The organism is Croceibacterium mercuriale (genome assembly GCF_000802385.1).
GTDB classification, from domain to species: Bacteria; Pseudomonadota; Alphaproteobacteria; order Sphingomonadales; family Sphingomonadaceae; genus Croceibacterium; species Croceibacterium mercuriale.
Genome location: NZ_JTDN01000001.1, coordinates 1225777 through 1251076, shown reverse-complemented (window position 1 = coordinate 1251076; position 25300 = coordinate 1225777). Strand labels below are relative to the sequence as shown.

Sequence of the window (25300 nt, the reverse complement as noted above, 5' to 3'; positions counted from 1 at the left end):
TCCATTGGTAATGGGTCCGGCGCTGGTCGCACTATTTACACGGTTTGCAGGTAAATGGTGGATGCACGTGCCAGCCTTGCCACCCGCCATGATGTTCCCTAACTGTTCGCTGTGAGCAGCGAAGTCGTCCCCGATCAGAATGTCCCTCCTTGGCTGGCGAGATTGAACGCTCCACAGCGTGAAGCCGTACTCGCCACCGAGGGACCGGTGCTGATGCTGGCCGGCGCCGGCACCGGCAAGACCGCCGCGCTGACTGCGCGCCTTGCCTGGCTGGTGGGTACCCGGCGGGCCTGGCCGTCAGAAATCCTGTGCGTGACCTTCACCAACAAGGCGGCGCGCGAGATGCGCCATCGTGTCGGCGCGCTGATCGGCGATGCGGTGGAAGGTATGCCCTGGCTCGGCACCTTTCACTCGATCTGCGCGCGGATGCTGCGGCGTCATGCCGAGGTCGTGGGGTTGCAGCCGAACTTCACGATCATCGACACGGACGATCAGTTGCGCCTACTGAAGCAGCTGATCGTCGAACACGGCGTGGATGAGAAGCGCTGGCCCGCCCGGCAGCTGGCGGGCCTGATCGATCGCTGGAAGAACCGCGGCCTCAATCCGGACCAGCTCGACGCGCTGGAGAACGAGGCGTGGGTCAACGGGAAGGGCACACAGTTCTACACCCTGTACCAGGCCCGGCTGCGGACGCTGAATGCGTGCGACTTCGGTGATCTGCTGCTGCACATGCTCAACATCCTGCGCACCCATCGTGACGTGCTGGAGCAGTATCAGCGCCGTTTCAAATATGTGATGGTGGACGAGTACCAGGACACCAACGCCGTCCAGTACCTGTGGCTGCGGCTGCTGGCGCAGGAGCGGCGCAATATCTGCGTGGTGGGTGACGACGATCAGTCGATCTATTCCTGGCGCGGTGCCGAGGTCGCCAACATCCTGCGTTTCGAGAAGGACTTTCCGGGCGCGACAGTGATCCGGCTGGAACAGAACTATCGCTCCACGCCCGAGATTCTGGCGGCAGCGTCCGGCCTGATCGCCGCCAACAGCGAGCGGCTGGGCAAGACCTTGTGGACCGAGGCTGGTGGCGGGGACAAGGTCCGGGTGATCGGGGTGTGGGACGCAGCCGAGGAGGCCCGCCGCGTCGGCGAGGAGATCGAGCGGCTGGAGCGCGAGGGTGCCCCGCTGAACAAGGTCGCGATACTGGTGCGCGCGCAATACCAGACTCGCGAGTTCGAGGACCGCTTCGTCCAGATCGGGCTGAACTACCGCATCGTCGGCGGGTTCCGGTTCTACGATCGGGCCGAGATCCGCGATGCGCTGGCGTATCTGCGGGTGATCGCCCAACCCAGCGACGACCTTGCGTTCGAGCGGATCCACAACCAGCCCAAGCGTGGCATCGGCGCCAAGACACTAGAGAAGATGCACAGCCACGCGCGGGCCACCGGCCTGCCGCTGGCGGCGGCGACGCTGCAGCTGGCCGACAGTGACGAGCTGCCGGCGCGTGCGGCCGGTACGATTGCCGGAATGATGCGTGACTTCCTGCGCTGGCGGGAAATGGCGGAGGCGGTCACCCCATCGGAACTGCTGCGCGTCGTGCTGGACCAGTCGGGCTATGATACGATGCTGAAAGCCGACAAGTCGGTGGAGAGCGGGCAGCGGGCGGAGAACCTGACGGAGCTGGCCCGCGCCATGGAGGAATACGAGACGCTCGGCGACTTCCTGGAACATGTCAGCCTGGTGATGGACAACGACAAGGCGGATGACACGGAGAAGGTCACCATCATGACCATCCATGCGGCCAAGGGTCTGGAATTCGACAATGTGTTCCTGCCCGGCTGGGAGGAAGGCGTGTTCCCCAGCCAGCGCGCGCTGGATGAAGGCGGCCTTGCCAGCCTGGAGGAGGAGCGGCGGCTGGCCTATGTCGCGATCACCCGTGCGCGGCGGCGGTGCACCATCATGCACGCTGCCAACCGTCGCATCTATGGCCAGTGGACCAGCTCGATCCCCAGCCGCTTCGTGGGGGAGCTGCCCGCCGCGCATGTTGCCGTCGAGACGACGATGACCGGCGGCGCCAGTCTGTGGCGCGCGAACTGGACGGAGACGGAGGATCCTTTCGCCCATCTGGCGAATGCCGCGCCCGATCGTGCGCAGCAGCGCGGTCCGGGGTGGCAGCGGGCACTGGCCACCGGATATGAGACCGCACCCACGCGCGTGCGCGAAGCTACCCGCTCGGCCGCCAGCTTTGCGGCCAAACCGCGCACCGACATGGCGGTGGGTGCCCGCGTGTTCCATGACAAGTTCGGCTATGGCGCCGTGCTGTCGCAGGACGGCAACAAGCTGGAGATCGAGTTCGAGACCAGCGGGCGCAAGCGGGTGATCGACAGCTTCCTGAAGCTGGCCTGATCTCGGCGTGGCGATGGCTGATCGGCAGCATCACTGCCGATCAGGACGCCCTGACAATCAGAGAGCAGATATGCCCAGAAATCCAGGCACCGGTCCGTTCCACTCGCCCGGCAGGCTCGGCGGGTCGGCCGGGTAATGGCGGCGCGGGGCCGGTTCCACCCGCTGGCTGCGTTCCGGGGCAGGGGCACGTGGCGCTTCTTGCGGCGGCTCCGGCCGGATGCGTTCCTCGGCTGCGGCTTCCGCCTTCCGGGGCTGGTCGCGGCGCTGTTCGCCCCGGCGCGTCCGTCCCTCGCTCCTGCGCGGGCGGTCCTCGCGGGCGGGCTTCTCGACCTCGGCAGGCGCCGCCGGCAGGGCAGGGGCTGTCTCGACCTGTTCCGCCGCGTCGTCCAGCGTGAAGACCGGGATCTTCAGGCCGGTCAGCTTCTCGACGTTGGCGATCGCTTCCGCATCCTCGCCAGCGACGAAGGTAAAGGCACGACCCGTGGCGCCAGCGCGACCGGTGCGGCCGATGCGGTGGATGTAATCGTCCGGGTGCCATGGCGTGTCGTAGTTGAACACATGGCTGACACCCTTGATGTCCAGCCCGCGCGCGGCGACGTCGCTGGCGACCAGCAGATTGATCTTGCCGGCCTTGAACAGGGCGAGCTCCGCCATGCGGCTCGCCTGGTCCATGTCGCCATGGATCTCCCCGCTGGCAAAGCCAAGCCGGCGCAGGTTCTTGTTCAGGTCGCGCACGGTCGTCTTGCGGTTCGCGAAAATGATGCCGGTCTGCACATCTTCCTTCAGCAGCAGGCTGCGCAGCACATCCTGCTTCTTGCGCGCGGTGACCGCCACCTTGAACTGCGTGATGTTGATGTTGGCGGTCGCCGGACGCGCAACCTCGATATATTTTGGGCTGGTCAGGAAACGGTCGGCCAGCTTCTTGATCGGCCCGGGCATGGTGGCCGAGAACAGCAGCGTCTGCCGCGTGGTCGGCAGTTTCTCGCAGATGAATTCAATATCGGGGATGAACCCCATGTCGAGCATCCGGTCCGCCTCGTCGATCACCAGCAGCTCGCACCCGGTCAGCAGGATCTTGCCGCGTTCGAACAAATCCATCAGCCGGCCTGGCGTCGCGATCAGTACGTCGACGCCTTCATCCAGCGCCCTGACCTGATCACCCATCTGCACGCCGCCGATCAGCAGGGCGAGCTTCAGGTCGTGGTTCGCGCCGTACTTCTCGAAATTCTCCGCCACCTGCATCGCCAGCTCGCGCGTGGGCTCCAGGATCAGCGAACGGGGCATGCGCGCCCGACGACGGCCATGACTGAGGATGTCGATCATCGGCAGCACGAAGCTGGCGGTCTTGCCCGTTCCGGTCTGCGCCACCGCGATCAGGTCCTTCATCATATGGACCTGGGGAATGGCCTGCGCCTGGATTGGCGTCGGCTCTGTATAGCCGGCCGTTTCCACGGCGCGCAGGAGTTCGTCGGAAAGGCCGAGATCGGCAAAGGTCATGAGGGCAAGAATGTCCGGTATGGCGGCCGGTTTCCCAATGGATCGCCGGCGGGTAAATTGTCGCCCGGTCAAAAGGCAACGGTCACGCTGCGCCTATGCACAGGATCCGGAAACAGTCAAGTTTTTCCGGGTCGACCGTGGGCTCAGCGTGGGGCAGCGACAAGTCGTTGCAGGCTGGTTACCTGGCAATCCGAGCCATCGCGGGCATGCAGATGGTCGCGGCCCACACACAACTGCCCATCATCGCTGTTTTCCATGTAAAAACCGGCATAAAAATGTGCGGCACGACAGCCATCCGTCAGCTCCGCCGCGAGCAGGCGCTGGTCACGCATGAACAGCAGCAGCCGGTTGTCGCGCGTGGGCTCGACCCCGCCAATTGCGCCCACCGTCACGCAATTGCCTGCCGGCTGCTGCACGACCCGCCGGGACACCGGAGTTCGCGGCTGACGGACGGGTGCGCTCGGGCCGACCCGGATGATCACCCGACGTTCGATGCGAACCTGGCTGGCCGGGGCACCCCCGACCGCATCCTCTACCGCGTCGGATAGCACTGTGGACGGCCGGTCGGCCGTGACAGGCAGCAGCAGCGCGGCAAGCGGAGCCGTGACGAAGAGGAGGGGACTGTTCATCGGCTGGTGAGGCGCACCCGGTTGCTCCGTCAGCTGCCATGGGCAGCGTTTCGGCGGCAGATCTAATCCGGCCGGTTGAATACCGCCTGAACTCGCTGGAGGAACGGCGTGTCGATCGGGACCATCGGGCATGTGCCTTGCAATCGAAGCTGTGCATGGCATGGATCGACCATGGCCGACATCACCGCCTTCCTGTCCGCCGCAGCGGACCTGCTTGGGCCGCGCGGACTGACCCGCGACCCCGAGCTGATGCAATCTTGGCTGACCGACTGGCGTGGCCGCTACACCGGGCAGGCGATGGCACTCGCGTCCCCTGCCAGCGCCGCAGAGGTGGCCGCGCTGATGCGGCTGTGTGCCGAACACGGCGTGCCGATCGTGCCGCAGGGTGGCAACAGCGGAATGTCGGGCGGGGCAACGCCGGATGCCACCGGCACCGCTGTGTTGCTGTCGCTTCGGCGCATGAACGCGATCACGCGCCTGGATGCCGGCGCGCGGGAGGTGACCTGCGAGGCCGGCGTCGTGCTGCAGACGCTGCATGATGCGGCCGAGGCACAGGGCCTGCGCTTCCCCCTGACACTGGGCGGCAAGGGATCGGCGACGATCGGCGGCCTCGTCTCCACCAATGCGGGGGGCACGCAGGTGTTGCGGCATGGATCCATGCGCGCACAGGTGCTCGGGCTACAGGCCGTGCTGGCGGACGGGTCCGTGTTCGATACCCTGACCCCGCTGAAGAAGGACAATCGCGGATTCGACCTGAAGCAGGTGCTGATCGGATCGGAAGGCACGCTGGGCATCATCACCGCCGCCACCTTGCGCCTGCTGCCGGCGGTGGCGGCCAGGCAGGTGTTGTGGGTGGGCCTGGGCTCGGTCGCCGCCGCGCGGGAGCTGCTGCTGATGGCCGACACCTTGGCGGGCGAGGTGCTGGAGGCGTTCGAGGTGCTGCCGCTCCACAGCCACCATGCGGTGCTGGCCCATGTCCCGGGCACCCGCAGTCCGCTGGGGCAGGACCATGCCTGGTATGCCCTGATCGAACTGGCCGCGGACCAGCCCCGTGCCGATGCGCTGCCCGACCTGGCACAGGCGTTGCTGGAGCAGGGGTTCGAAGCGGGACTGATCGAGGATGCCACGGTCGCTGTCAACGAGACGCAGGCGGAACAGTTCTGGACCTTGCGGGAGGAGATCAGCGCATCCGAGCGGGCGATCGGCCCGGCCATGCAGCACGACATCGCCGTGCCGGTGGCACGCATGGCAAGCTTCGTGGAACACGCCGTGCCGCTGACAGAGCAACGCTTCCCCGGCACGACCGCCATCGCCTTCGGTCATCTGGGGGACGGAAACGTGCATTACCATGTGATCGCTCCACCGGGCAGCGAGCGTGCAGCGTGGGAGCGTGAGGAAGGCAAGCAGATCAGTGCGTTCGTGCACGATCTTGTGACGGAATGGGGCGGCACGATCAGTGCCGAACACGGAATTGGCCAATTGAAGGCGGACGAACTGGTTCGCCTGGCCGATCCTGTGCAACTGACGATGATGTGGGCGATCAAGCAGGCGCTTGACCCACGCGGCCTGCTCAATCCCGGCAAGCTCCTGCCGACCCCCGCAGCATCGCGTAGCGCGCTTGCACCGGCTTACGGCGGCGATTAAGGCACCCGCTCAATTTCTGCGGAGGGGGGAACCTTCGCGAAGCTGAGCCCACGCTAGTTACCGGAGAGTTCGACCATGGCCAGCGCGCCGCAAGCCAATCTGCCCCTGTTCTACAAGGATCTGATGCCCCTCAACAGCCGCGATCATGCCGGCTGGCGTGCGCGCAGCGTGGATCGCGCCGGCTGGGCCGCCGGCCAGCATGCCATCCCGATTACTGTCGATGAGTTTGCCCAGGCGCAGCGCCACTTTCCCATCGTGTTCTCCGCCGGCGACAATCCGGTGCCGCTGGCGCTGATGGGCCTGAACGAAGGCATCAACGTGTTCTTCGACCAGGACGGCAAGGCGACCGAGGATTTCTACGTCCCCGCCTACATCCGCCGCTATCCGTTCCTGCTGGCCAAGCTGGACCGCAATTCGGACAATCTCTCGCTGTGCTTCGATCCGACCAGCGACCTGGTCGGCCAGTCGGACGAAGGCAACGAGCTGTTCGCGGATGACCAGCCCAGCCCGCACACGCAGGCCCTGCTGCAGTTCTGCGAGCGGTTCGAGGAAGCCGGGCTGCGCACGCAGGCCTTCGTGTCCGAGATCGAGAAGGCCGGCCTGCTGATGGACGGCGAAGTGTCGATCCAGCGCAACGACGAGCCGAACGGGCAGCCGTACATCTATCGTGGCTTCCGCATGATCAACCAGGAGAAGCTGAAGGAGCTGCGAGGCGATCAGCTGCGCAAGTGGAACGAGAACGGCCTGCTGCCGCTGCTCTACGCGCAGATCCTGTCGCTCGACCTGATGCGCGTGATCTTCGCCCGGCAAACTGCGATGGGCAAGGGCCCGGGTGCCTCCGCCAGCGGCAATGGCGGGGCATCGCTGGATGAAGCGGCGGCTTCGCTGCCGGGCAACTGATTGGCCGACAAGGCGTGGCGCTTGTGCGGCAGGTGCGTTGCTGCACCTGCAAAATAAGCGCCACCCGGGTCTTGCATTAGGTTCGCAGCAGCCTATTTTCCCATTGTCTGATCGGCGCTCCCCTCATGGCCCGATCGGACAGGCACCACAGGCTCCGGCCTGTGACGTGCCTCCTCCCTGAACCTTGGCCACCTCGTGCATCTGCACGAGGTGGTTTTTTCTTGTGGGGCCTACTCTGCCGCCATGGGCATGGCGGATGCGGATGACGTCAGCTCGGCCGCGAGCCGCTGCACTAGCCCGGCCACCTCGTCGATGGTGCGCGACAGTCCTGGCCCGGCATCCTGCAGATGGCTGTCCAGATACAGCGTGCGGCACAGTTCCAGTTGCAACGCATGCGTGTGGCGACCCGGCGCACCATGCCGGTCCAGCACATAGCCGCCGGCATAGGGTCGGTTGTGTGCAGGCTGCCGGCCATACGCCGCCATCTGCCCAATCGCCGCTGCAGCCAAATCCGGTGCACAGGTCACGCCGAACCGATCCCCGATCACGCAGGCAGCTGCAATCGAGAGCCCGCGCGAGCCGAGGGGCGGCATGGAGTGCAGGTCCAGCAACAGCACCGCACCCCATTGCGCGCGCAGGCAGGCAAGGGCGTCGTTCAGCGCCTGGTGGTAAGGGCGATGCACCCGCGCCAGCCGCTCCTCCAGTTCCCACGGTGCCACCTGTTCGCGCCACAGTTCTCCCACGCCCGAGAGTCGGCGCGGGATCAACCCGAGCCCGCTGCGGGCACGACTGCTGGTCACGTGCTGCGGTCGTGCAGGCCAGGGACGCGTGACCATGTCCCAGTCCATGTCGGCAGGGCCGCGATTGAGGTCGATCATGGCGCGGGGCGCCTGCGCGACCAGCAGGGCTGCACCGGTGCGCCGCGCGACGGCACGCCCGACCAGATCCACCAGCCGGTCTTCCAGCCGTATGCTTGCCACAACCGGCAGGCGCATGCGCGCGGTAAGTTCCGGCGGATACAGGCGCCCGGCATGCGGCACCGCGATCAGCACCGGCAACGGCAGGCCAGCCGGCATGTCCAGCGTGAAGGAAGGTTGTCCCTCCATGCCGGGAATGGTTGCAGGCGGGAGTTCGGCACACGGCGACTCGCCGGTTGCCGGCGGGGTACCGGTCATCCGTCACACGCTGGCGGCGATCGGCAGCCAAGTCAAAGGGTCAGCACCCTCTGATAAGGAACCGTCAACCTGTCCGTGCCATGGGTCTGGTCACATGCCACAATCCCGGAGTGCTCGCCCATGACCATGCGCATCCTGCTGGCGGAGGATGACACCGCGATGCGGCATTACCTGACTCGTGCGCTCAGCCTAGCGGGCTACCATGTGGATGCCGTCGATCGCGGCACAGCGGCGGTGCCGCTGCTGCAGGAGGGCGGATACGATCTGCTGCTGTCGGACATCGTCATGCCGGAAATGGACGGGATCGAACTGGCGCAGCAATGCGCGCGGATCAGCCCGCTGACCCGGGTGATGTTCATTACCGGCTTTGCCGCGGTCAGCTTGGCGCTGCAGGACGGGCGCGGGCAGCCTGCCCGGATGTTGTCCAAGCCATTCCATCTGAAGGCGCTGGTGAGCGAGATCGAGCGGCTGTTCGCGCAGGATGTGCCCAGCATGTCATGTTAGCAGGAAAGCCTCTTGCCTTGATGCGCAGGGGGCGCTAATCGCGCCGCCTGCCCCGGTGCTGACGCATCGGTGCAACCACGATGGTGCGGGCGTATAGCTCAGTGGTAGAGCACTATGTTGACATCGTAGGGGTCGCAAGTTCAATCCTTGCTACGCCCACCATCGCGCAAAAGCCCCGCCGATCCGGACCGGATCGCGGGGTTTTTTCTTGCGCCATCGCCTGCTGCCTGCCCGCTCCTTGCCTTGGCGCAAACGGCTCCGTAAGGACCCGCGCTAGAACCTACCCGCAGCAGACAGGATGAACCGCATGGCGAAGATCAAGGTCGCAACCCCCGTCGTGGAGATCGACGGCGACGAGATGACGCGCATCATCTGGCAGTGGATCCGCGAGCGGCTGATCCTGCCCTATCTCGATATCGATCTGAAGTACTACGATCTCGGCATGGAGAAGCGCGACGAGACGCGCGACCAGATCACCATCGATTCCGCCGAGGCCATCAAGCAGTATGGCGTGGGCGTGAAGTGCGCCACCATCACGCCGGACGAGGCGCGCGTCGAAGAGTTCAACCTGCACGAGATGTACCGGTCGCCGAACGGCACGATCCGCAACATCCTGGGCGGCACGATCTTCCGTGAGCCGATCGTGATCCAGAACGTGCCGCGGCTGATCCCCGGCTGGACCGATCCCATCGTGGTCGGCCGCCATGCCTTCGGCGACCAGTACCGCGCCACCGATTTCCTGGTGCCCAGCGCCGGCACGCTGCGCCTGGTGTTCGAGGGTGAGGATGGCCAGGTGATCGACAAGGAGGTCTACCAGTTCAAGGCCCCCGGCGTCGCACTGGCGATGTACAACCTGGACGATTCCATCCGCGACTTCGCCCGTGCCAGCTTCAACTACGGCCTCAACCGCGGCTGGCCGGTGTACCTGTCCACCAAGAACACCATCCTCAAGAAGTATGATGGCCGTTTCAAGGATCTGTTCGCGGAAGTGTTCGCGACCGAAGGGTTCGCGGAAAAGTTCAAGGAAGCTGGCATCGTCTACGAGCATCGCCTGATCGACGACATGGTCGCATCGGCGCTGAAGTGGAACGGCAAGTTCGTGTGGGCGTGCAAGAACTATGACGGTGACGTGCAGTCCGATCAGGTCGCACAGGGCTTCGGCTCGCTCGGCCTGATGACCTCCGTGCTGATGACGCCGGACGGCAAGACCGTGGAGGCCGAGGCTGCCCACGGTACCGTGACGCGCCACTTCCGCCAGCATGAGCAGGGCAAGGCCACCAGCACGAACCCGATCGCCAGCATCTTCGCCTGGACCCGGGGGCTGATCTACCGCGGCCGGTTCGACAACACGCCCGACGTGGTCCGGTTCGCCGAGACGCTGGAGCGCGTGTGCATCGAAACCGTCGAAAGCGGCAAGATGACCAAGGATCTGGCGCTGCTGATCGGTCCGGAGCAGGCGTGGCTGACGACCGAGAAGTTCTTTGAGGCGATCGTGAACAACCTCGAGACGGAAATGGCGAGCTGGGCCTGAGCCCGCTCAACCGGGGGCATGGCCGCACGCATCGTGCGGCCATGCCGGTCGGTCAGCCGTGACTTCTGTCCCGCGGGTGGGGCAGGCGTTCGGCCGCATGGTCGGCGTGGTCGAATACCTGCCATCCGGCAGCGTCCCGCACCATCTCCTGGCCACAGCGATCGCACCGCGTGCGGTAGTCGACACTGTCATGCCATACACGATGACGATTGATCAGGTGCCCTTTGGTGGCGCAGAGTAGCTTCGTGAACATGGGCAGCCTTTCGGTGCGCGGAGCAATCGAGTTAACCATATTGTCGGGTAGCATACATTGCTGCACCCGCGAAGGCTCTGCCGGGCGAACCGGGGTCGGCACGGGATCAATGTATGAAACTGGTACATTGCCGGAGGGATACAAGGCTTGCTGACCCGACGATCAAGATCGTGGCTTCGCGTCCTGCGGTCATTGGGCCAGCGCAAGACCGGCTTCATGGCACTGTTCGGCTTCGCGTCCGGCCTGCCGTTCGCGCTGTTCCTGGGCACCCTCTATGCCTGGCTGAGCGAGGCGGGCGTCGATCTCGAGACCATGGGTGTGTTCTCCCTTATCGGCCTCGCTTACGCGTTCCAGTTCCTGTGGTCGCCGGTTCTTGACCGGGTCAACCTGCCGGGACTGAAGCGGCTTGGCCGGCGCAAGCAGTGGATCGTGCCGGCGCAGGTCCTGCTTGGCATCATCCTGGTGACGATGGCCGGCCTCGATCCTGCGGCATCGCTCGGCTGGTTCTCGCTGCTGGCGGCGATCGGCGCCTTCGCCAGCGCGACGCAGGACATCGCGATCAATGCCTGGCGCATCGACATCGCGGACGAGGATGCCCCGATCGAGATCCTGTCCACCGTGTATCAGATGGGATTTCGCCTGGCTTCGCTGGTCGGAGGCGCGCTGGGCCTGATCATCGCCGCGCGGATCGGCTGGCCACAGACCTACCTGTTCATGGGTGCCGTACTGCTGGTTATCGGCATCGCGGGCCTGTTCGCGCCCGATACCTTGGCAAACCGTGCCTCCGGCGAGCAGGAGGAAGACCGCGCCGCCCTGACGCGGCCCGGGCAATTGCTGCCGCGCGTGCGCAACCTGGCGCTGCTGGCGGTCGGCCTGCTGTGGGCCTGGGCGCTTGGGACGGTCGGCCTGTTCATGGCCCGGTCGATGACGGCCCTGCCGGAGAACCGGCCCGACCCCACCGCGTTCACCGCCACCTATGGGCCGTTGATCGTGGTCGCCACCATCGTGCTGCCGGCGCTCATCGCCGCATGGCTGGTGAAGCTGCAGCGTGACGGCCGCCATGTCGTCGCTGCCGGGCAGGAGCCGGACGGTGGCAACACCGTCGCCAATCACCTGTATCGCGCATTGATCATGCCCTTGGTGGAGTTCGTCGGCCGCATGGAGTGGTCACTGGTGCTGATCCTTGCGCTGGTGCTCACCTATCGCATCTGCGATGCCATCTGGGGTACCTTCGCCTACCCCTTCTACCTGGGCGAGCTGCAATACAGCAATGACGAGGTCGCGGTCGCTTCCAAGTTCTTCGGCGTGGGGGCGATCATGCTTGGGCTGGCGCTGGGTGGCTGGCTGCTGACCGTACTTGGCCGCATGCCGACCCTGACGCTGGGTGCCGTGCTGGCAGCGGCGACCAACCTGCTCTACGCGGATCTGGCGGTGGGCGGTGCTCGGATGCAGGCGGTCAGCGATGCGACCGGGTTTACCTGGGCTGTCCTGCAGTTTCCCGGCGGCAGCGAGCGTCTGGCACGGCTGATGATCACCATCGGAATGGAGAACCTGGCTGTCGGCATTGCCGGTGCTGCCTATGTCGCTTGGCTGTCCTCCATAGTCGCCAAGGGGCACAGTGCGGTGCAATATGCGCTGCTTGCCTCCCTGACGCTGCTGGTCGGCACCCTGGGCCGCGGCGCACTTGGCCAGATGATCGAGCGGCAGGGCTATTACGAGGTGTTCCTGTTCGTCACCTGGATTGGCGGCCTGGCGATCGTGCTGTGCATCTTGGAGTGGATCCGGGAAGCCCGGGCAGGGCGGCGGGCGGGCATCGTCGCGCCCGACAGGGCAGCGACAGACTGATCTACGCTTCGCACCTGTTGCCCATGTTCTCGATCAACAAGCCTGCAAGCGCCCTGGCGATCGCCACTGCCGCCGCGCTGCTGTCTGGTTGCGCCACTCTGCCGCCGGTCAGCGTTGCATCCTGCCTGAGCCCTGACGTGCCGGCCCCGCCGCTTTCGCGCGAGAACGGTCGGGAAAGCACCACGCTGGATGTTCTGACCTACAATGTCGAAGGCCTGGCGTGGCCGGCGCGGCAAGGCCGCCGTCACGCCTTGCAGCAGATCGGAGACATCCTTGCCGACCTGAACCGGCAAGGTGCCGGGCCCGACATCATCCTGGTGCAGGAGATGTTCAGCCGGGCATCGGTCCGCGCGATCACGGCCGCGGGATACCCGTACCAGATCTGGGGCCCCACGCGGACCCAGCGCCCGCGAATGACAGGCAAGGGCGGAATGAGCAGGCCTTTCCGCTGGTCCAAGGGAGAGACCGGCTTCCACCTGCTCGGTTCCGGTCTGGCGATCCTGAGCCGATATCCGATCATCGGTGGAGATGCCGAGCCGTTCGGCGCGCGCAGATGCGCCGGTATCGACTGCCTCAGCAACAAGGGCATGCAGCGGGCGGAAATCGTCATCCCCGGCGTGCCGCAGCGCATAGAGCTGTTCAACACGCATCTGAATTCGCAACAGGCGTCGCGCGTACCCTTCGAGCGGACGATCGCCGCGCACGCATTGCAGGTGGATGATCTCTCCAGCCTCCTCTCGTCCAGCGAAAGCGCCAGGTTGCCGGCGATCCTCGGCGGCGATTTCAACATGCAGGCCGCACCTGACCGGCTGAACCAGTTCGAATCTGCCATCAACCGGTTCACCATGGTCCACCGCTTCTGTGCGCTGGAAACGTCAGGCTGCGACGTGCGGCTTTCCTGGGACGGAGACGAGCCATGGCTCGACACGCAGGACCTGCAGCTGTTCCGCAACGGCGCTGCGGTCACGGTGACCCCAATCATGGTTGATGCAATGTTCGACGGGGCTGAAGGGCAGCCAAGGCTGTCGGACCATGACGGGTTCATGGTCCGCTACCGCCTGTCCTGGCCGGCACAACAGCCGATCCGGCTGAACATGCCGGCATGCGCGGGCAGAGCTGACAACCGCTAGGCAAAAGAAAGGGGCGGTCGCCTCTCGACGCCGCCCCCGGGTCACTTCACATCACAAGGTGATCAGGCGGCGTCGGCCTGATCCTTGCCGTCCTGCACCACTTCCAGCCGGCGCTCGCCACCGATGCGGATCTTCTTGGGTCGCATCGCTTCGGGCACCTCGCGCACCAGGTCGATCATCAGCAGGCCGTCAGCCAGTTCCGCATGCTCGACCCGCACGAAGTCGGCGAGTTCGAAGCGGCGCTCGAACCCGCGATTGGCAATGCCGACATGCAGCATCTGCCCGTCACCCAGTTCGTCACGCTTGCGGCCATGAACGACCAGCAGGTTCTGCTGCGCGGTGATGTCGATATCTTCCGAGCGGAAGCCCGCGACTGCCAGCGTGATGCGGTACGCATCCTCGCTGCGGCGTTCGATGTTGAAGGGCGGGAAGTTGTCGCCACCCTGCGCCCGACCCTGGTTCTCCAGCAGGTCGAACAGCCGGTCGAAGCCGACGGTGGAGCGGCGATAGGGGGTAAAATCGAAACGGTTCATCTGAACAAATCCTCCATCCGAGCAATTTGACATTGTCGGGTCTGCCCATGCAGCACCCGGTTGCCCCTGACGCCCGATTGCGGCACGCTGGGAACGGACGAAAGATATGGTCTGTTGAGGTGGCTTCAAGAGGTCTGCAACAGACCGGAGCACGAGGTATCGCATGAGCCACCCGCAGATCGAAATCTACACCAAGGCCTTCTGTGGCTACTGCCATCGGGCCAAGCGGCTGCTGGACAGCAAGGGTGTCGCCTACGAGGAATACGACATCACCATGGGCGGGCCGAAGCGTGCCGAGATGCTACAGCGCAAGCCCGATGCTGCAACGGTGCCGCAGATCTTCATCGACGGGCAGGCGATCGGTGGTTCGGACGACCTCGCGACGCTCGACCGCGATGGCAAGCTCGATGCCTTGCTGGGCCGCTAGATGACACGCATCGCTGTGCTGCAGATGACCTCCGGCATCGATCCGGAGGCGAATGCCGCGGCGATCGAGCAGGCGCTGGCAGAGGCGAGGGCGGGCGGCGCGGCGATGCTGTTCACACCCGAGATGTCGCTGCTGATCGATCGTGATCGTGAGCGCGGCCGGGCGCAGATCATGCCGGAGGATGCCGATCCGCGTCTGCGCAGGCTCCGCGCCGCCGCCGCGCGGGAGGGCATGTGGCTGGCGCTCGGATCGATGGCCGTCACGACGGAGGATCCGGCACATGGCGGGCTGTTCGCAAACAGGTCGCTGCTGATTGCCGCGGATGGCGCCATCGTGGCGCGTTATGACAAGATGCACATGTTCGATGTGACCCTGGCCAGCGGGGAAGCGTGGCGGGAATCGGCCGCATACCGGCCGGGTGACGGCGCTGTGAGCATGCCGGAAACCCCGGTCGGTCGCTTGGGGCTGACTGTCTGTTACGACATCCGCTTTCCCGCCCTGTTCGAGGTCCTCGGCCAGGCGGCGTGTGATGTGATTGCCACCCCGGCGGCGTTCACCGTACCGACCGGGCAGGCACATTGGCACCTGCTGCAACGGGCGCGGGCGGTGGAGGCGAGCGCCTGGGTGATCGCCGCGGCGCAGGTCGGCCAGCATGCCGATGGTCGCACCACCTATGGCCATTCGCTGGTGGTCGATCCGTGGGGTGACGTGGTGCTGGACATGGGCGGCGAGGCTGCCGGGTTGGGCTTCGCAGACATTGATCCCCACCGGACGCGGGCCGTACGCACCCAGCTGCCCAGTCTTGCCAACAGGCGGACTGTCACTACAGCAGATTGATGATCGTTTACGACCTTCAGTGCGAACACGGCCATCGCTTCGAAGGCTGGTTCGGCTCATCTGCCGACTTTGACGGACAGCAGGCGCGCGGCCTGGTGAGTTGCCCGCAATGCGGTTCGGTGGTGACCAGCCGCGCACCCATGGCGCCGGCGGTCGGCCGCAAGGGCAACCAGGTGGTGGAACGGCCTCGGGCCAAGGCACCGTCGCACGGGCCCGTCAGTTCAGCCGGAGTTCCAGCCCCCGCCGTCACCCGCGGGCCGATGCCGGCCGAGGTGGCGCAGGCGCTTGACGTGCTGGCCCGCGCCCAGGCCAAGGCGCTCACGCAATCGACATGGGTGGGCAAGGCCTTTGCCGAGCAGTCGCGCGAGATGCATTATGGCGAACGTGACGTGACGCCGATCCATGGTCAGGCCAGCTTGGAGGAAGCGCGCAACCTGCTGGACGAGGGCATCGCGGTGGTGCCGCTGCCGTTTCCCGTGAGCCCGCCGGACAAGCTGAACTAGGCTGGTATCGGCAGTGGCGGACCCGGGTGGTGCGCCCAACAGGATTCGAACCTGTGGCCTTTAGATTAGGAATCTAACGCTCTATCCTGCTGAGCTATGGGCGCGCCGGGGCCGCGTCTAGGATACTGATCCGGCTATGGCAATGTGTGTCGATCGCAGTCAGCCCGGTACCTGGTAGCCGTGCGCAGCCAGGCATTCGCGGACGCGGGCAAGGGCGCTGTCTGTCGGGTCGGTTTCCTCCAGCAGGCTGAAGGTGCCGCCCAGTGCGTAGCTGCAATGCCCATGCACCGTCGCGATCAGTGAGCGTACAAAGCGCGGCACGTCCATGTTGCCCGATCGCGGCAGCGCTGCCCGCACCTCCCGGTCGACGATAGCAGTCAGTGTGCTGCGGCTGTCGTGATCGGCGGAGCCGAACAGGTCGCCCCCGACCCGATGTTCGTAGATCGCCGACCAGAGATGCGTATGATCGCGTGCAAAGGCAAAGTACGCTTCTACCAGGGTCCGGATGCGATCCGGCGGGCTGTCGGAAAGCTGCTGTTCCAGGAAGTCGGCCCACAGGCGGAAGGTGTGAGAGTTGAGGGTGACCAGCAGCCGGTCGAGCGAGCCGAACACGTTGTAGATCGTCCCGACGGTGTAGCCGGCACGTTTGGCGACCTCTCGTCCGGAGAACCGGGCCAGGCCGGTTTCGGCAAGCAGCCGGTGTCCTTCCGCGATGATCAGGCCTCGCAACTCATCCCGCGTATGATCCGATCGCCGACCCATGTTCGACCTTTAGCGCTGAAAATGAACAATGTCCAATTTAGCAATTGAACACTGATCATTTGTCGCGTAGGTCGCTTGGTATACCTGGTGGAGCCATCCCATGTCAGATTTCCTGCTGATCCTGTTGCTGATCGCTCTGGCGTGGTTGTGGCGCCGCGTGGATGCGTTAGGCCAGCGTGTGCGTCAGCTTGAAGCTGGCGGGGCGCTCGTCTCGGACCGGCCATTGTCCCCGCGCATGAATGCGCGCCCAGCTGATCCGGCACTATTGCCGACGCTTCCCGTCAGCGGTCCTGACGTGGCGCAGCAGCAACGTCCGGCGACTGCAGACCCTGTCATCGTTCGCGCACCCGGGCCGAGCGCCTCTTCGCCGGCTCGCTGGCGTCCAAGCTTCGATTTCGAGGAGCTGTTCGGACGGCTGCTGCCGATCTGGGGCGGTGGTATTGCTCTGGCTGTGGCAGGGTTCTTCCTGGTGCGCTGGTCGATCGAGAACGGGATGCTCGGGCCCTGGACGCGCGTTGCGCTCAGCTTCGGCGCCGGTGCCACGCTGCTGGCGGCTGCCGAACTGGCGCACCGCCTGTCGGCCCGGCTGGATGATGACCGCGTGCGCCAGGCTTTCGCCGGCGCCGGCCTCGCGACCCTGTATGCCGGCTTTTACCTTGGCGGCACGCTGTACCAGCTTTTCTCGCCCGTGCTCGCCTTTGCCGGCTTGGCGGGCGTTACCGCGCTGGCGATCGGATTGTCGTGGCGCTTTGGCCTGCCTACTGCGGTGATGGGCCTGGTCGGCGGCTTCGCAGCCCCGGCTCTGGCGGGGGCGACCGAACCGAACCTGCCATTGCTGGCGACCTATCTGGCGCTGGTGACAGGCGGGCTGGTGATGACCGGCGACCGCCAGCAGCGCTCGAGCCTCGGTCTCGCGGCACTGGCGGGCGGTCTGCTGTGGGGTGCGGCCCTGCTGGTTGACGGCAGCGCGCTGGCGCGGGGCGATGCGGTGCTTTCGGTCGGCCTGTATCTGGTGCTGATGGGGGCGGTGCTGCCGCATTTTGCCGGCAACGGCAGATTTGGTCAGGTCGGCCGGATTGCGGCCGGTGCGCTCGCCACGGTGCAGATCGCGCTGCTGGTCGATCGCAGCGGCTACGGTGTGCTGGCCTGGGGCTGCTACCTGCTGCTTGGCGCAGCGCTCGCCGTGCTGGGCTGGCGGCACCAGCGCCTGCGGGAGGCCGGGGCGATGGCGGCGGGTGTCAGCGCCTGCCTGCTGGCCATCTGGCCGCAGCCGGGTGGCTGGTCCTTCACCTGGATCGCGGCCGCCGCGGCAGTCATCTTCGCAGGAGGGCCGCTGGCCCATCTGTGGCGCGGGACGGCCACGCGCACGGACCGCTGGCAACTGGCGCTGTACCCGCTGGCTATCGCCGCGGCCACGCTGGTGCAGTTCGACGTGTCGCTGCTGGAGGCACGTTCCGCCAGCGTGGCGCTGGCTTTTGCCCTGCTGGCAGCCTTGCCACTGGCGGGCTGGTGGCGCGATCGCAGTGCGGCGTGCGGAGTAGCGGCGGCGCTGCTGCTGCAGGCGGCTCTGGCGCTGCTGGTGCAGGATGCCTGGATGCCGCTGATCCTGGCCGCATCGGCCGTTCTGGTGGTCTGGCGTGTCACGCGGGCGGAGCCGATCGCGATCAGCCTGCTGTTGCTGGCCACGCTATGGGCGGCCGAACCGCTGGTCTACCTGGCCGGCGCCGGCCTGGCAGCGCTGCATGCGGAGCCGGTGCTGCTGAGCGATTTGCCCGACATGCGGCTGACCTGGCAGCAGCTCGCTCCGCTGGCTGCCGGCTGGTCCGCGGCGCTGCTGCTGCAACCCGCTCTGTTCGGTCGTGCAAGGCGCGCGTCGTGGGTCATCGCGGGCACGTTGCTGCTGGCTGTGGCGCACGCCACCTTCAAGCAGCTGTTCGCGCTCGACGACCCGTTTCGCTTCGTGACCCTGGGCATGGCCGAGCGCACGCTGTGGCAGGCCGTGCTCGCCGGGATCGGTGTTGTGCTTGTCCTGCGCACACCCCTGGTCACTGCCGGGCGTGTGCTCGCCTGGCTGGCGCTGGCGCATTTCGCTACCTTTACCCTGCTGCTGCACAATCCGCTGTGGAGCGAGCAGGCGGTGGGCGGTCTGCCGGTGCTGAACCTGCTGCTGCCAGCCTATGCAGTGGCGACCGCCCTGGTGCTGTGGTTGCGCCCGGCCGCGCTACCGCGCTGGGTGCCTGATGCCGCGGCCATGCTGCTCCTGACCATCGGTGCGCTGTCGCTGCTGCGGCAGACGTTCAGCGGCACGCTGCTGCTGCAGCCGCTGGGAGCGGGCGAGGATCTGCTGCGCTCCCTGCTGGCGATCGCCCTGGCGCTCGCATATCTCGCCTGGGGCGCACGCACCGGACAACGCAGCTGGCGTGTGGGCTCGCTGGTATTGATGCTCGGTGCGGTGCTCAAGGTGTTCATGCTGGATGCGGCGGCGCTGGACGGGCTCGCCCGCATCGGCTCGTTCTTCGCCCTCGGCGTGTGCCTGATCGGGATCGGCTGGTTCTACTCCCGCCAGCTGCGTAGCCCGCAGCCGGGTACCGCGCCGAAGGTTGCTCCTGCGACACCCTCGCGATAGGGATGCCGAAAGGAGCTGTGATGGACGTGATGGAATTGAGCCGGGCCAGGCGGCTGCGGGCGGCGACCGGAGACATGCATGAGCGGCTCGACAGCCGCATCAATGCCGCCGCCGCCTTCGACAGCGTCGAGGCCTATGGCCGGTTCGCGCAGATGCAGTGGGTGTTCCATGCAGAGCTCGCACCGCTTTACAATGACGCCGGGCTAAAGGCGGCACTGCCCGGCCTGCAGGAGCGGCAGCGGCTCGCGCTGGTGGCCGCCGACCTTGCCGATCTGGATCTCGCTCCCGTGGTGGAGCCGGAGGCGCGGTTCGCGGCAGGGCGGATCGACACGGCCGAGGCGCTTGGCTGGTTGTATGTTGCGGAAGGTTCGAACATGGGTGCCGCGCTGCTGCGCAAGGCGGTCTCGCGGCTGGGCCTGTCTGACGAGTTCGGCGCCCGCCATCTGGCACCTGCGCCGGGCGGACCGGCCGCGCAGTGGCGCGTCTTCACCGCTGCGCTGGATGCAGCCGAACTGGATCCGGCGGGCGAGGGCCGGGCAGTGCAGGGTGCCCGAACGGCATTCGCCCGGGTGGAGCGCCTGGCGGAACTGCATTTCGCCTGAGGTTGCGCACGGCGCTGTCTTGCAAATCCGGCCAGATCTGCTTGAAGCGGGATTGTCCGATTTGGAAACCATACACCCATGAGAACCGGCCCGCTGCCTCGCACGTCCCTGACCCAAGGCCGCAAGGGGCAGGCGCTGATTGTCATCGCTCTGATCGTGCTTGGCGCGCTGGCGCTGGCCGGACCCTATGGCGTGCTTGCCTGGGGCGAAAGCCAGGCAGTCCTGAAGGAGCGGCAGGAACGGATCGCCCGCCTGGAAGCGGAACGGAGCGAACTGACCAACCTGGTCGACCGGCTCGACCCGGAGGCGGCGGACCCTGATCTGGTGACCGAACTGATCCGGCGCGACCTGAACGTTGCACATCCGGACGAATATGTGATGGAGGTTCAGCCCGCCGCGCAATAGGCGGGCCAGAGGAGACCCGCCCATCATGCGCGAGGCGGGCGTTGCCAGCTTGGCAATCCTCTGATTATAGGCGCTGCACACGAAGCGGTCCGGCAAGGGCCACGATGATCAAGAGGAACGCGCCTTGGCCAGAGCCAGCAATCCCGAAATCAGCAAGAAGAGCGCCGCAGCCTTTGCGGCGCCGCAGGGTTCCGACAGCGAGAACTTCTCCTTGCGCTCGCTGCAGGACACGCTCGAGAGTGACCGCCGATACCAGGCGAGCCAGGAAGAGCTGCTGCACCTTTACGAGCAGATGCTGCTCATCCGCCGCTTCGAGGAGCGTGCGGGTCAGTTGTACGGTCTCGGGCTGATCGGCGGTTTCTGCCACCTCTACATCGGGCAGGAGGCGGTTGCCGTCGGCCTGCAATCCGCGCTGGAGGAAGGCAAGGACTCGGTCATCACCGGCTATCGCGACCATGGCCACATGCTCGCCTACGGCATCGATCCCAACGTGATCATGGCGGAGCTGACCGGGCGTCAGGCCGGCATCTCGAAGGGCAAGGGCGGTTCCATGCACATGTTCAGCACCGAACATGCGTTCTACGGCGGCCACGGCATCGTCGGCGCGCAGGTCTCCCTGGGCGGCGGCCTGGCCTTTGCGCACAAGTACCGCGAAGATGGCGGGCTGTGCCTGGCCTATTTCGGTGACGGTGCGTCGAACCAGGGCCAGGTGTACGAGACGTTCAACATGGCGGCCCTGTGGCAGCTGCCGATCATCTTCGTGGTCGAGAACAACCAGTACGCCATGGGCACCTCCGTCAAGCGCTCCAGCGCGGAGACCGAGTTCTATCGTCGTGGTACCGCGTTCCGGATCCCGGGCATGAAGGTCAACGGCATGGACTTGCTGGAAGTCCGGCAGGCGGCCAATGTCGCCATCGCGCATGTGCGCGGCGGCGGCGGCCCCGTGCTGATGGAGCTGGAAACCTACCGCTACCGCGGTCACTCCATGTCCGATCCGGCCAAGTACCGGACGCGCGAGGAAGTGCAGGGCGTGCGCGAGAAGAGCGACCCGATCGAGGGCGCGAAGGCCGACCTGCTCAAGCTCGGCGTCAACGAGGATCAGCTGAAGGAGATCGACAAGCGCATCCGCGCGATCGTGTCCGAAGCGGCCGACTTCGCGGAAAAGAGCCCCGAGCCCGAGCCGACCGAACTCTACACCGATGTGCTGGTGGAATCCTACTGATGGCGATCGAACTGAAGATGCCCGCGCTTTCCCCGACTATGGAGGAAGGCACCCTGTCCCGCTGGCTGGTGAAGGAAGGCGATACCGTCTCCGCCGGCGATGTGCTGGCCGAGATCGAGACCGACAAGGCAACGATGGAATTCGAATCCATCGACGAAGGCACCGTGGGCAAGATCCTGGTGCCCGAAGGCTCCGAAGGCGTGAAGGTCGGCACGGTCATCGCCGTGCTGGCCGCAGAGGGGGAGGATGCCTCCGCCATTCAGGCACCCGAGGCTGATGCCAGTGCCGTGCAGCAGTCTCCCGAGAAGGGCGGCTCTGTGACCGAGAAGGACGAGAAGGCCAGCGCCGGTGCCAGCACCGCCGAACTGATGGAGGCCAAGCCGACCCCAAAGAAGGCCGATCCCGAGATCCCCGCCGGCACGAACATGATCAAGGTGACCCTGCGCGAAGCCCTGCGCGATGGCATGGCCGAAGAGATGCGGCGGGACGAGCGCGTCTTCGTCATGGGCGAGGAAGTCGCCGAGTATCAGGGCGCCTACAAGGTGACTCAGGGCCTGCTGGAAGAATTCGGCCCCAAGCGCGTGATCGACACGCCGATCACCGAGTACGGCTTTGCCGGCATCGGCACCGGCGCGGCGATGGGCGGCCTGCGTCCGGTTATCGAGTTCATGACCTTCAACTTCGCCATGCAGGCGATCGACCACATCGTGAACTCCGCGGCGAAGACCAACTACATGTCCGGTGGCCAGATGCGCTGCCCGGTCGTGTTCCGCGGCCCCAATGGTGCAGCCAGCCGCGTCGGCGCGCAGCACAGCCAGAACTACGGCCCGTGGTACGCCAGCGTGCCCGGCCTGATCGTGATCGCACCCTATGACGCGCATGATGCCAAGGGCCTGCTGAAGGCGGCGATCCGGTGCGAGGATCCGGTCGTGTTCCTGGAGAACGAGCTGCTGTACGGCCGCACCTACGAACTGGCGCAGCTGGACGACCATGTCCTGCCGATCGGCAAGGCGCGGATCGTGCGCGAGGGCAAGGACGTCACCATCGTATCCTACTCGATCGCGGTCGGCCTGGCGCTGGAAGCGGCCGAGCAGCTGGCGGCCGAAGGCATCGATGCGGAGGTCGTCGACCTGCGTACCCTGCGTCCGCTCGACACCGAGACGGTGCTGGAAAGCCTGAAGAAGACCAACCGCCTGGTCGTGGCCGAAGAAGGCTGGCCGACCTGCTCGATCGCCTCGGAGATCATCGCGGTGTGCATGGAGCAAGGCTTCGACCATCTGGACGCGCCCGTCATGCGGGTGTGCAACGAGGATGTGCCGCTGCCTTACGCCGCCAATCTCGAGAAGCTGGCGCTGATCGACACGCCGCGCATCGTGAGCGCGGTGAAGAAGGTCTGCTACAAGGGCTGAGCGGAGCTGCGTCCGGTGGCGGGCGACCTCCACAGCGATCTGCCCGAACTGTCGCAGCTGGCGGTGGCCTACGCCCCGCCGGCTGCAAAGCAGCAGACCGCCACCATGCTGGCGCTCGACGAGCGGCTGGCCACGATCCTGCGCAAGAAGCGTGAGCCGATGCTGGCACAGCTGCGCCTCGCCTGGTGGCGGGACCGGCTGAACGAACCGGCAGCGCAATGGCCGGCGGGTGACGCCGTGCTCGACAGCTTGCGGGAATGGAATAACCCTGGTGCACTGGCTCCACTCGTGGATGGCTGGGAAGTGCTGGTGGCCGACCAGGTGGACCAGACCGCACTGGACCGCTTCGCCACCGGCCGTGCCGCCGGCTTTGCGGCCTTGGCGGCGGAGCTCGACCATCCGCCCGCGCCTGCCCGGCGTGCCGGACGCGTCTGGGCGCTGGCCGATCTGGTCGCCAACCTCTCCGACCCGCAGGAACGTGCATTGGCTCTGACCGTGGCACAGCAGAATGGACATCCGCCGGCATTGCCGCGTGATCTGCGGCCGCTGACCGTGCTGGCAGGCCTCGGTTGGCGCGCGGTCCGGACCGGCGGCGGTCCGCTGCTGGTGGGGCGCGGCGCCGCATTGACAGCATTGCGGCTGGGGGTGCTGGGGCGGTGAGCCGGCTGGTACTGGCGGCGCTCGGGGCGCTGGCGATCGCGGCCCTGGCGCTGTTCTGGCTCAACGGCCCCGCCACTGTCGAGGCTGGCGCGCCACCGCCGGAGCCGATCGCTGTCCGCCCGGATACCCTGCCAAGTGCGGATGTGAGCGGACTGACCGGTCCAGCGCCGCCCGAGGCCACGGAGCTGAGCGATGAACAACGTCGCTACTTCCGCTACGATCGGGATCGCGACGGCCGGATCACCCGTAACGAGATGCTCTCCAGCCGCACGGACGCGTTCCGCGCACTGGACGTGGATGGCAACAATCTGCTGACGTTCGAGGAATGGGCGGTTGCCACGGCGCGGCGGTTCGATGGCGCCGATGCGGATACGAACGGGGAACTGACCCCGACAGAATTCCGCACCACGGCACCCAAGCCGCGTGCCGGACCGACCTGCCGCTGCTGACGGTCAGGCGAGGACCGGTTCCCCGGCCAGCCACTCCGACAGGTCGGCCTTGGCGCGGTCGGTGTAGGCTTCCTTGCGCTGCTTCTTCTTCACATCGTGCAATGGCGGGAACAGGCCGAAATTCACGTTCATCGGCTGATAGTCGTCCGCCTCGGCATCGCCGGTGATATGCGCCAGCAAGGCGCCGACGGCCGTGGTACGCGGCGGCGACTGCCAGGTGCGGCCGGTGCGCTCGGCGGCGACCATCCGCCCGGCGAGCAGGCCGATCGCGGCGCTCTCTACATAACCCTCGCACCCGGTGATCTGCCCGGCGAAGCGGATATGCGGTGCCGCCTTCAGCCGCAGCTGCCGGTCCAGCAGCGTCGGTGCGTTCAGGAAGGTGTTGCGATGCAGCCCCCCCAGGCGGGCAAACTCGGCGTTCTCCAGGCCCGGGATGGTGCGGAACAGCTGCACCTGGTCTGCATGGCGCAGCTTGGTCTGGAACCCCACCATGTTCCACAGCGTGCCCAGCTTGTTGTCCTGGCGCAACTGTACCACGGCGTAGGGCCAGCGCCCCTGCGGGAACTCGGGCGTGGCCAGCCGCGGATCGTCCAGCCCGACGGGCTTCATCGGGCCATAGCGGAGCGTGTCCACGCCACGCTCGGCCATCACCTCGATCGGCATGCAGCCATCGAAGTAGGGGGTGTCCGCCTCCCATTCCTTGAACACGGTCTTCTCGCCGGCCATCAGCCCGGCATGGAAGGCGAGGTACTGCTCCTTGTTCATGGCGCAGTTAATGTAGTCCTTGCCGTCGCCCTTGTTCCAGCGCGACTGGAACCAGGCATTATCCATGTCGATGCTGTCGCGGTGCACGATCGGCGCGATCGCATCGAAGAAGGCTAGGGCACCGGCGCCGGTCGCCCCCACGATGCTGTCCGCCAGCGCGGCGGCAGTCAGCGGGCCGGTGGCGACAATGGTCAGGCCGGCGGAGGGCAGGGTATCCACCCGCTCGCGCACGACCTGAACATTCGGGTGCTGCGCCAGCGCCTGGCTTACCTCCGCGCTGAAGACGTCGCGATCCACAGCCAGCGCGCTGCCGGCCGGGACGCGCGCGACTGCCGCCGCGCGCATCACCAGCGAATCCATCTGCCGCATCTCGTGGTGCAGCAGGCCGACTGCGTTGCGTTCGTCATCATCCGAGCGGAAAGAATTGGAGCAGACCATCTCCGCCAGGCCATCGGTCTGGTGGGCGGGGGTCATGTCGCCGCCACCGCGCATCTCCGACAGCCGCACACGGCATCCGGCCTGCGCCAGTTGCCATGCCGCTTCGCTGCCGGCGAGACCGCCGCCGATAATATGCACATCATGCGTCATG

At 66.2% G+C, this 25300-nt stretch carries 24 protein-coding genes and 2 tRNA genes; 19 read left to right on the top strand and 7 right to left on the bottom strand.

Annotated features, from left to right (window positions below):
- Positions 1–153 precede the first annotated feature (153 nt).
- On the top strand, positions 154–2403 hold the full coding sequence (locus tag PK98_RS05725; RefSeq protein ID WP_407637615.1) for an ATP-dependent helicase: 2250 nt from the start codon (positions 154–156) through the stop codon (positions 2401–2403).
- A gap of 57 nt (positions 2404–2460) precedes the next feature.
- On the opposite strand, the gene PK98_RS05720 is transcribed toward PK98_RS05725, so the two are convergent.
- Together PK98_RS05720 and PK98_RS05715 are read right to left on the bottom strand one after the other, a co-directional pair.
- Positions 2461–3900, bottom strand: a complete 1440-nt coding sequence (locus tag PK98_RS05720; RefSeq protein WP_039094948.1) for a DEAD/DEAH box helicase — start codon at positions 3898–3900, stop codon at positions 2461–2463.
- Positions 3901–4043: 143 nt separating this feature from the next.
- The gene (locus tag PK98_RS05715) at positions 4044–4529 is read right to left on the bottom strand and encodes a hypothetical protein (protein WP_052208085.1); all 486 of its coding nucleotides are present in this window, start codon (positions 4527–4529) and stop codon (positions 4044–4046) included.
- Positions 4530–4700: 171 nt separating this feature from the next.
- On the opposite strand from PK98_RS05715, the gene PK98_RS05710 reads away from it, so the two are divergent.
- Positions 4701–6173: an FAD-binding oxidoreductase gene (locus tag PK98_RS05710; protein WP_052208083.1), complete on the top strand. Its 1473-nt coding sequence runs from the start codon at positions 4701–4703 to the stop codon at positions 6171–6173.
- A gap of 75 nt (positions 6174–6248) precedes the next feature.
- Positions 6249–7073 carry a SapC family protein gene (locus PK98_RS05705; protein WP_052208081.1) on the top strand — a complete coding sequence of 275 codons (825 nt, stop codon included), beginning with the start codon at positions 6249–6251 and terminating at the stop codon, positions 7071–7073.
- Positions 7074–7303: 230 nt separating this feature from the next.
- Here PK98_RS05705 and PK98_RS05700 read toward each other — a convergent pair whose 3' ends face one another.
- On the bottom strand, positions 7304–8248 hold the full coding sequence (locus PK98_RS05700) for an N-formylglutamate amidohydrolase (protein WP_081996047.1): 945 nt from the start codon (positions 8246–8248) through the stop codon (positions 7304–7306).
- 120 nt (positions 8249–8368) lie between these two features.
- Here PK98_RS05700 and PK98_RS05695 point away from each other — a divergent pair, with 120 nt between their 5' ends.
- The 6 genes from PK98_RS05695 to PK98_RS05675 all read left to right on the top strand — a co-directional run bounded on the left by PK98_RS05695 (position 8369) and on the right by PK98_RS05675 (position 13511).
- The gene (locus PK98_RS05695; protein WP_039094946.1) at positions 8369–8752 is read left to right on the top strand and encodes a response regulator; all 384 of its coding nucleotides are present in this window, start codon (positions 8369–8371) and stop codon (positions 8750–8752) included.
- 87 nt (positions 8753–8839) lie between these two features.
- Positions 8840–8914, top strand: a tRNA-Val gene (locus tag PK98_RS05690).
- Between the two features lie 145 nt (positions 8915–9059).
- A complete protein-coding gene (locus PK98_RS05685) occupies positions 9060–10283 on the top strand; it encodes an NADP-dependent isocitrate dehydrogenase (RefSeq protein WP_039094944.1) in 1224 nt (407 codons plus the stop codon).
- 58 nt (positions 10284–10341) lie between these two features.
- Positions 10342–10524, top strand: a complete 183-nt coding sequence (locus PK98_RS16675) for a hypothetical protein (RefSeq protein ID WP_152608543.1) — start codon at positions 10342–10344, stop codon at positions 10522–10524.
- A 228-nt stretch (positions 10525–10752) separates the two neighbouring features.
- Positions 10753–12381: an AmpG family muropeptide MFS transporter gene (locus tag PK98_RS05680; protein WP_081996155.1), complete on the top strand. Its 1629-nt coding sequence runs from the start codon at positions 10753–10755 to the stop codon at positions 12379–12381.
- Between the two features lie 23 nt (positions 12382–12404).
- Complete coding sequence (locus PK98_RS05675; protein ID WP_052208077.1) at positions 12405–13511, top strand: endonuclease/exonuclease/phosphatase family protein; 1107 nt, start codon at positions 12405–12407, stop codon at positions 13509–13511.
- 62 nt (positions 13512–13573) lie between these two features.
- Here the strand turns inward: PK98_RS05675 and PK98_RS05670 are convergent, their stop codons facing one another.
- Positions 13574–14044 (bottom strand): Hsp20 family protein, encoded by a 471-nt coding sequence (locus tag PK98_RS05670; RefSeq protein ID WP_039094940.1) that lies wholly within the window; start codon positions 14042–14044, stop codon positions 13574–13576.
- Between the two features lie 163 nt (positions 14045–14207).
- On the opposite strand from PK98_RS05670, the gene grxC reads away from it, so the two are divergent.
- From grxC to PK98_RS05655, 3 genes are read left to right on the top strand one after another with little or no spacing between them, the layout of a single operon-like run.
- Entirely contained in the window at positions 14208–14471 is a 264-nt protein-coding gene (gene grxC, locus PK98_RS05665) for a glutaredoxin 3 (protein WP_039094937.1), read from the top strand.
- Positions 14472–15308, top strand: a complete 837-nt coding sequence (locus PK98_RS05660; protein WP_039094935.1) for a carbon-nitrogen hydrolase family protein — start codon at positions 14472–14474, stop codon at positions 15306–15308.
- Positions 15308–15811 (top strand): DUF1178 family protein, encoded by a 504-nt coding sequence (locus tag PK98_RS05655; RefSeq protein WP_039094932.1) that lies wholly within the window; start codon positions 15308–15310, stop codon positions 15809–15811. The genes PK98_RS05660 and PK98_RS05655 overlap by 1 nt, the downstream gene beginning before the upstream one ends.
- Before the next feature lie 27 nt (positions 15812–15838).
- Here PK98_RS05655 and PK98_RS05650 read toward each other — a convergent pair.
- Both PK98_RS05650 and PK98_RS05645 read right to left on the bottom strand, forming a co-directional pair.
- Positions 15839–15915 (bottom strand) — tRNA-Arg (locus PK98_RS05650).
- Positions 15916–15970: 55 nt separating this feature from the next.
- Positions 15971–16540 (bottom strand): TetR/AcrR family transcriptional regulator, encoded by a 570-nt coding sequence (locus tag PK98_RS05645; RefSeq protein ID WP_235425407.1) that lies wholly within the window; start codon positions 16538–16540, stop codon positions 15971–15973.
- Positions 16541–16673: 133 nt separating this feature from the next.
- Here PK98_RS05645 and PK98_RS05640 point away from each other — a divergent pair, with 133 nt between their 5' ends.
- The 7 genes from PK98_RS05640 to PK98_RS05610 all read left to right on the top strand — a co-directional run bounded on the left by PK98_RS05640 (position 16674) and on the right by PK98_RS05610 (position 23946).
- Positions 16674–19199, top strand: coding sequence for a DUF2339 domain-containing protein (locus tag PK98_RS05640; RefSeq protein WP_081996046.1), 2526 nt, complete (start codon positions 16674–16676; stop codon positions 19197–19199).
- Between the two features lie 20 nt (positions 19200–19219).
- A complete protein-coding gene (locus PK98_RS05635; protein ID WP_039094928.1) occupies positions 19220–19801 on the top strand; it encodes a biliverdin-producing heme oxygenase in 582 nt (193 codons plus the stop codon).
- A 78-nt stretch (positions 19802–19879) separates the two neighbouring features.
- The gene (locus tag PK98_RS05630; RefSeq protein ID WP_039094926.1) at positions 19880–20206 is read left to right on the top strand and encodes an FtsB family cell division protein; all 327 of its coding nucleotides are present in this window, start codon (positions 19880–19882) and stop codon (positions 20204–20206) included.
- Positions 20207–20354: 148 nt separating this feature from the next.
- Entirely contained in the window at positions 20355–21428 is a 1074-nt protein-coding gene (gene pdhA / locus PK98_RS05625) for a pyruvate dehydrogenase (acetyl-transferring) E1 component subunit alpha (protein WP_152608610.1), read from the top strand.
- Positions 21428–22837 (top strand): pyruvate dehydrogenase complex E1 component subunit beta, encoded by a 1410-nt coding sequence (locus PK98_RS05620; protein WP_039094922.1) that lies wholly within the window; start codon positions 21428–21430, stop codon positions 22835–22837. Before pdhA ends, PK98_RS05620 begins: the two co-directional genes overlap by 1 nt.
- 15 nt (positions 22838–22852) lie before the next feature.
- Positions 22853–23497, top strand: coding sequence for a hypothetical protein (locus PK98_RS05615; RefSeq protein WP_052208075.1), 645 nt, complete (start codon positions 22853–22855; stop codon positions 23495–23497).
- Positions 23494–23946 carry a hypothetical protein gene (locus tag PK98_RS05610; RefSeq protein WP_039094918.1) on the top strand — a complete coding sequence of 151 codons (453 nt, stop codon included), beginning with the start codon at positions 23494–23496 and terminating at the stop codon, positions 23944–23946. The genes PK98_RS05615 and PK98_RS05610 overlap by 4 nt, the downstream gene beginning before the upstream one ends.
- Positions 23947–23949: 3 nt before the next feature.
- Here PK98_RS05610 and trmFO read toward each other — a convergent pair whose 3' ends face one another.
- Positions 23950–25299 carry a methylenetetrahydrofolate--tRNA-(uracil(54)-C(5))-methyltransferase (FADH(2)-oxidizing) TrmFO gene (gene trmFO / locus PK98_RS05605; protein WP_039094916.1) on the bottom strand — a complete coding sequence of 450 codons (1350 nt, stop codon included), beginning with the start codon at positions 25297–25299 and terminating at the stop codon, positions 23950–23952.
- Position 25300 lies beyond the last annotated feature (1 nt).

Bases quoted from the DNA above. Each gene is read 5' to 3' on its own strand.
- PK98_RS05720 (WP_039094948.1), bottom strand. From the start codon at position 3,900: ATGACCTTTGCCGATCTCGGCCTTTCCGACGAACTCCTGCGCGCCGTG.
- PK98_RS05715 (WP_052208085.1), bottom strand. From the start codon at position 4,529: ATGAACAGTCCCCTCCTCTTCGTCACGGCTCCGCTTGCCGCGCTGCTG.
- PK98_RS05710 (WP_052208083.1), top strand. From the start codon at position 4,701: ATGGCCGACATCACCGCCTTCCTGTCCGCCGCAGCGGACCTGCTTGGG.
- PK98_RS05705 (WP_052208081.1), top strand. From the start codon at position 6,249: ATGGCCAGCGCGCCGCAAGCCAATCTGCCCCTGTTCTACAAGGATCTG.
- PK98_RS05700 (WP_081996047.1), bottom strand. From the start codon at position 8,248: ATGACCGGTACCCCGCCGGCAACCGGCGAGTCGCCGTGTGCCGAACTC.
- PK98_RS05695 (WP_039094946.1), top strand. From the start codon at position 8,369: ATGACCATGCGCATCCTGCTGGCGGAGGATGACACCGCGATGCGGCAT.
- PK98_RS05685 (WP_039094944.1), top strand. From the start codon at position 9,060: ATGGCGAAGATCAAGGTCGCAACCCCCGTCGTGGAGATCGACGGCGAC.
- PK98_RS05680 (WP_081996155.1), top strand. From the start codon at position 10,753: ATGGCACTGTTCGGCTTCGCGTCCGGCCTGCCGTTCGCGCTGTTCCTG.
- PK98_RS05675 (WP_052208077.1), top strand. From the start codon at position 12,405: ATGTTCTCGATCAACAAGCCTGCAAGCGCCCTGGCGATCGCCACTGCC.
- PK98_RS05670 (WP_039094940.1), bottom strand. From the start codon at position 14,044: ATGAACCGTTTCGATTTTACCCCCTATCGCCGCTCCACCGTCGGCTTC.
- grxC (WP_039094937.1), top strand. From the start codon at position 14,208: ATGAGCCACCCGCAGATCGAAATCTACACCAAGGCCTTCTGTGGCTAC.
- PK98_RS05660 (WP_039094935.1), top strand. From the start codon at position 14,472: ATGACACGCATCGCTGTGCTGCAGATGACCTCCGGCATCGATCCGGAG.
- PK98_RS05655 (WP_039094932.1), top strand. From the start codon at position 15,308: ATGATCGTTTACGACCTTCAGTGCGAACACGGCCATCGCTTCGAAGGC.
- PK98_RS05640 (WP_081996046.1), top strand. From the start codon at position 16,674: ATGTCAGATTTCCTGCTGATCCTGTTGCTGATCGCTCTGGCGTGGTTG.
- PK98_RS05635 (WP_039094928.1), top strand. From the start codon at position 19,220: ATGGACGTGATGGAATTGAGCCGGGCCAGGCGGCTGCGGGCGGCGACC.
- PK98_RS05630 (WP_039094926.1), top strand. From the start codon at position 19,880: ATGAGAACCGGCCCGCTGCCTCGCACGTCCCTGACCCAAGGCCGCAAG.
- PK98_RS05620 (WP_039094922.1), top strand. From the start codon at position 21,428: ATGGCGATCGAACTGAAGATGCCCGCGCTTTCCCCGACTATGGAGGAA.
- trmFO (WP_039094916.1), bottom strand. From the start codon at position 25,299: ATGACGCATGATGTGCATATTATCGGCGGCGGTCTCGCCGGCAGCGAA.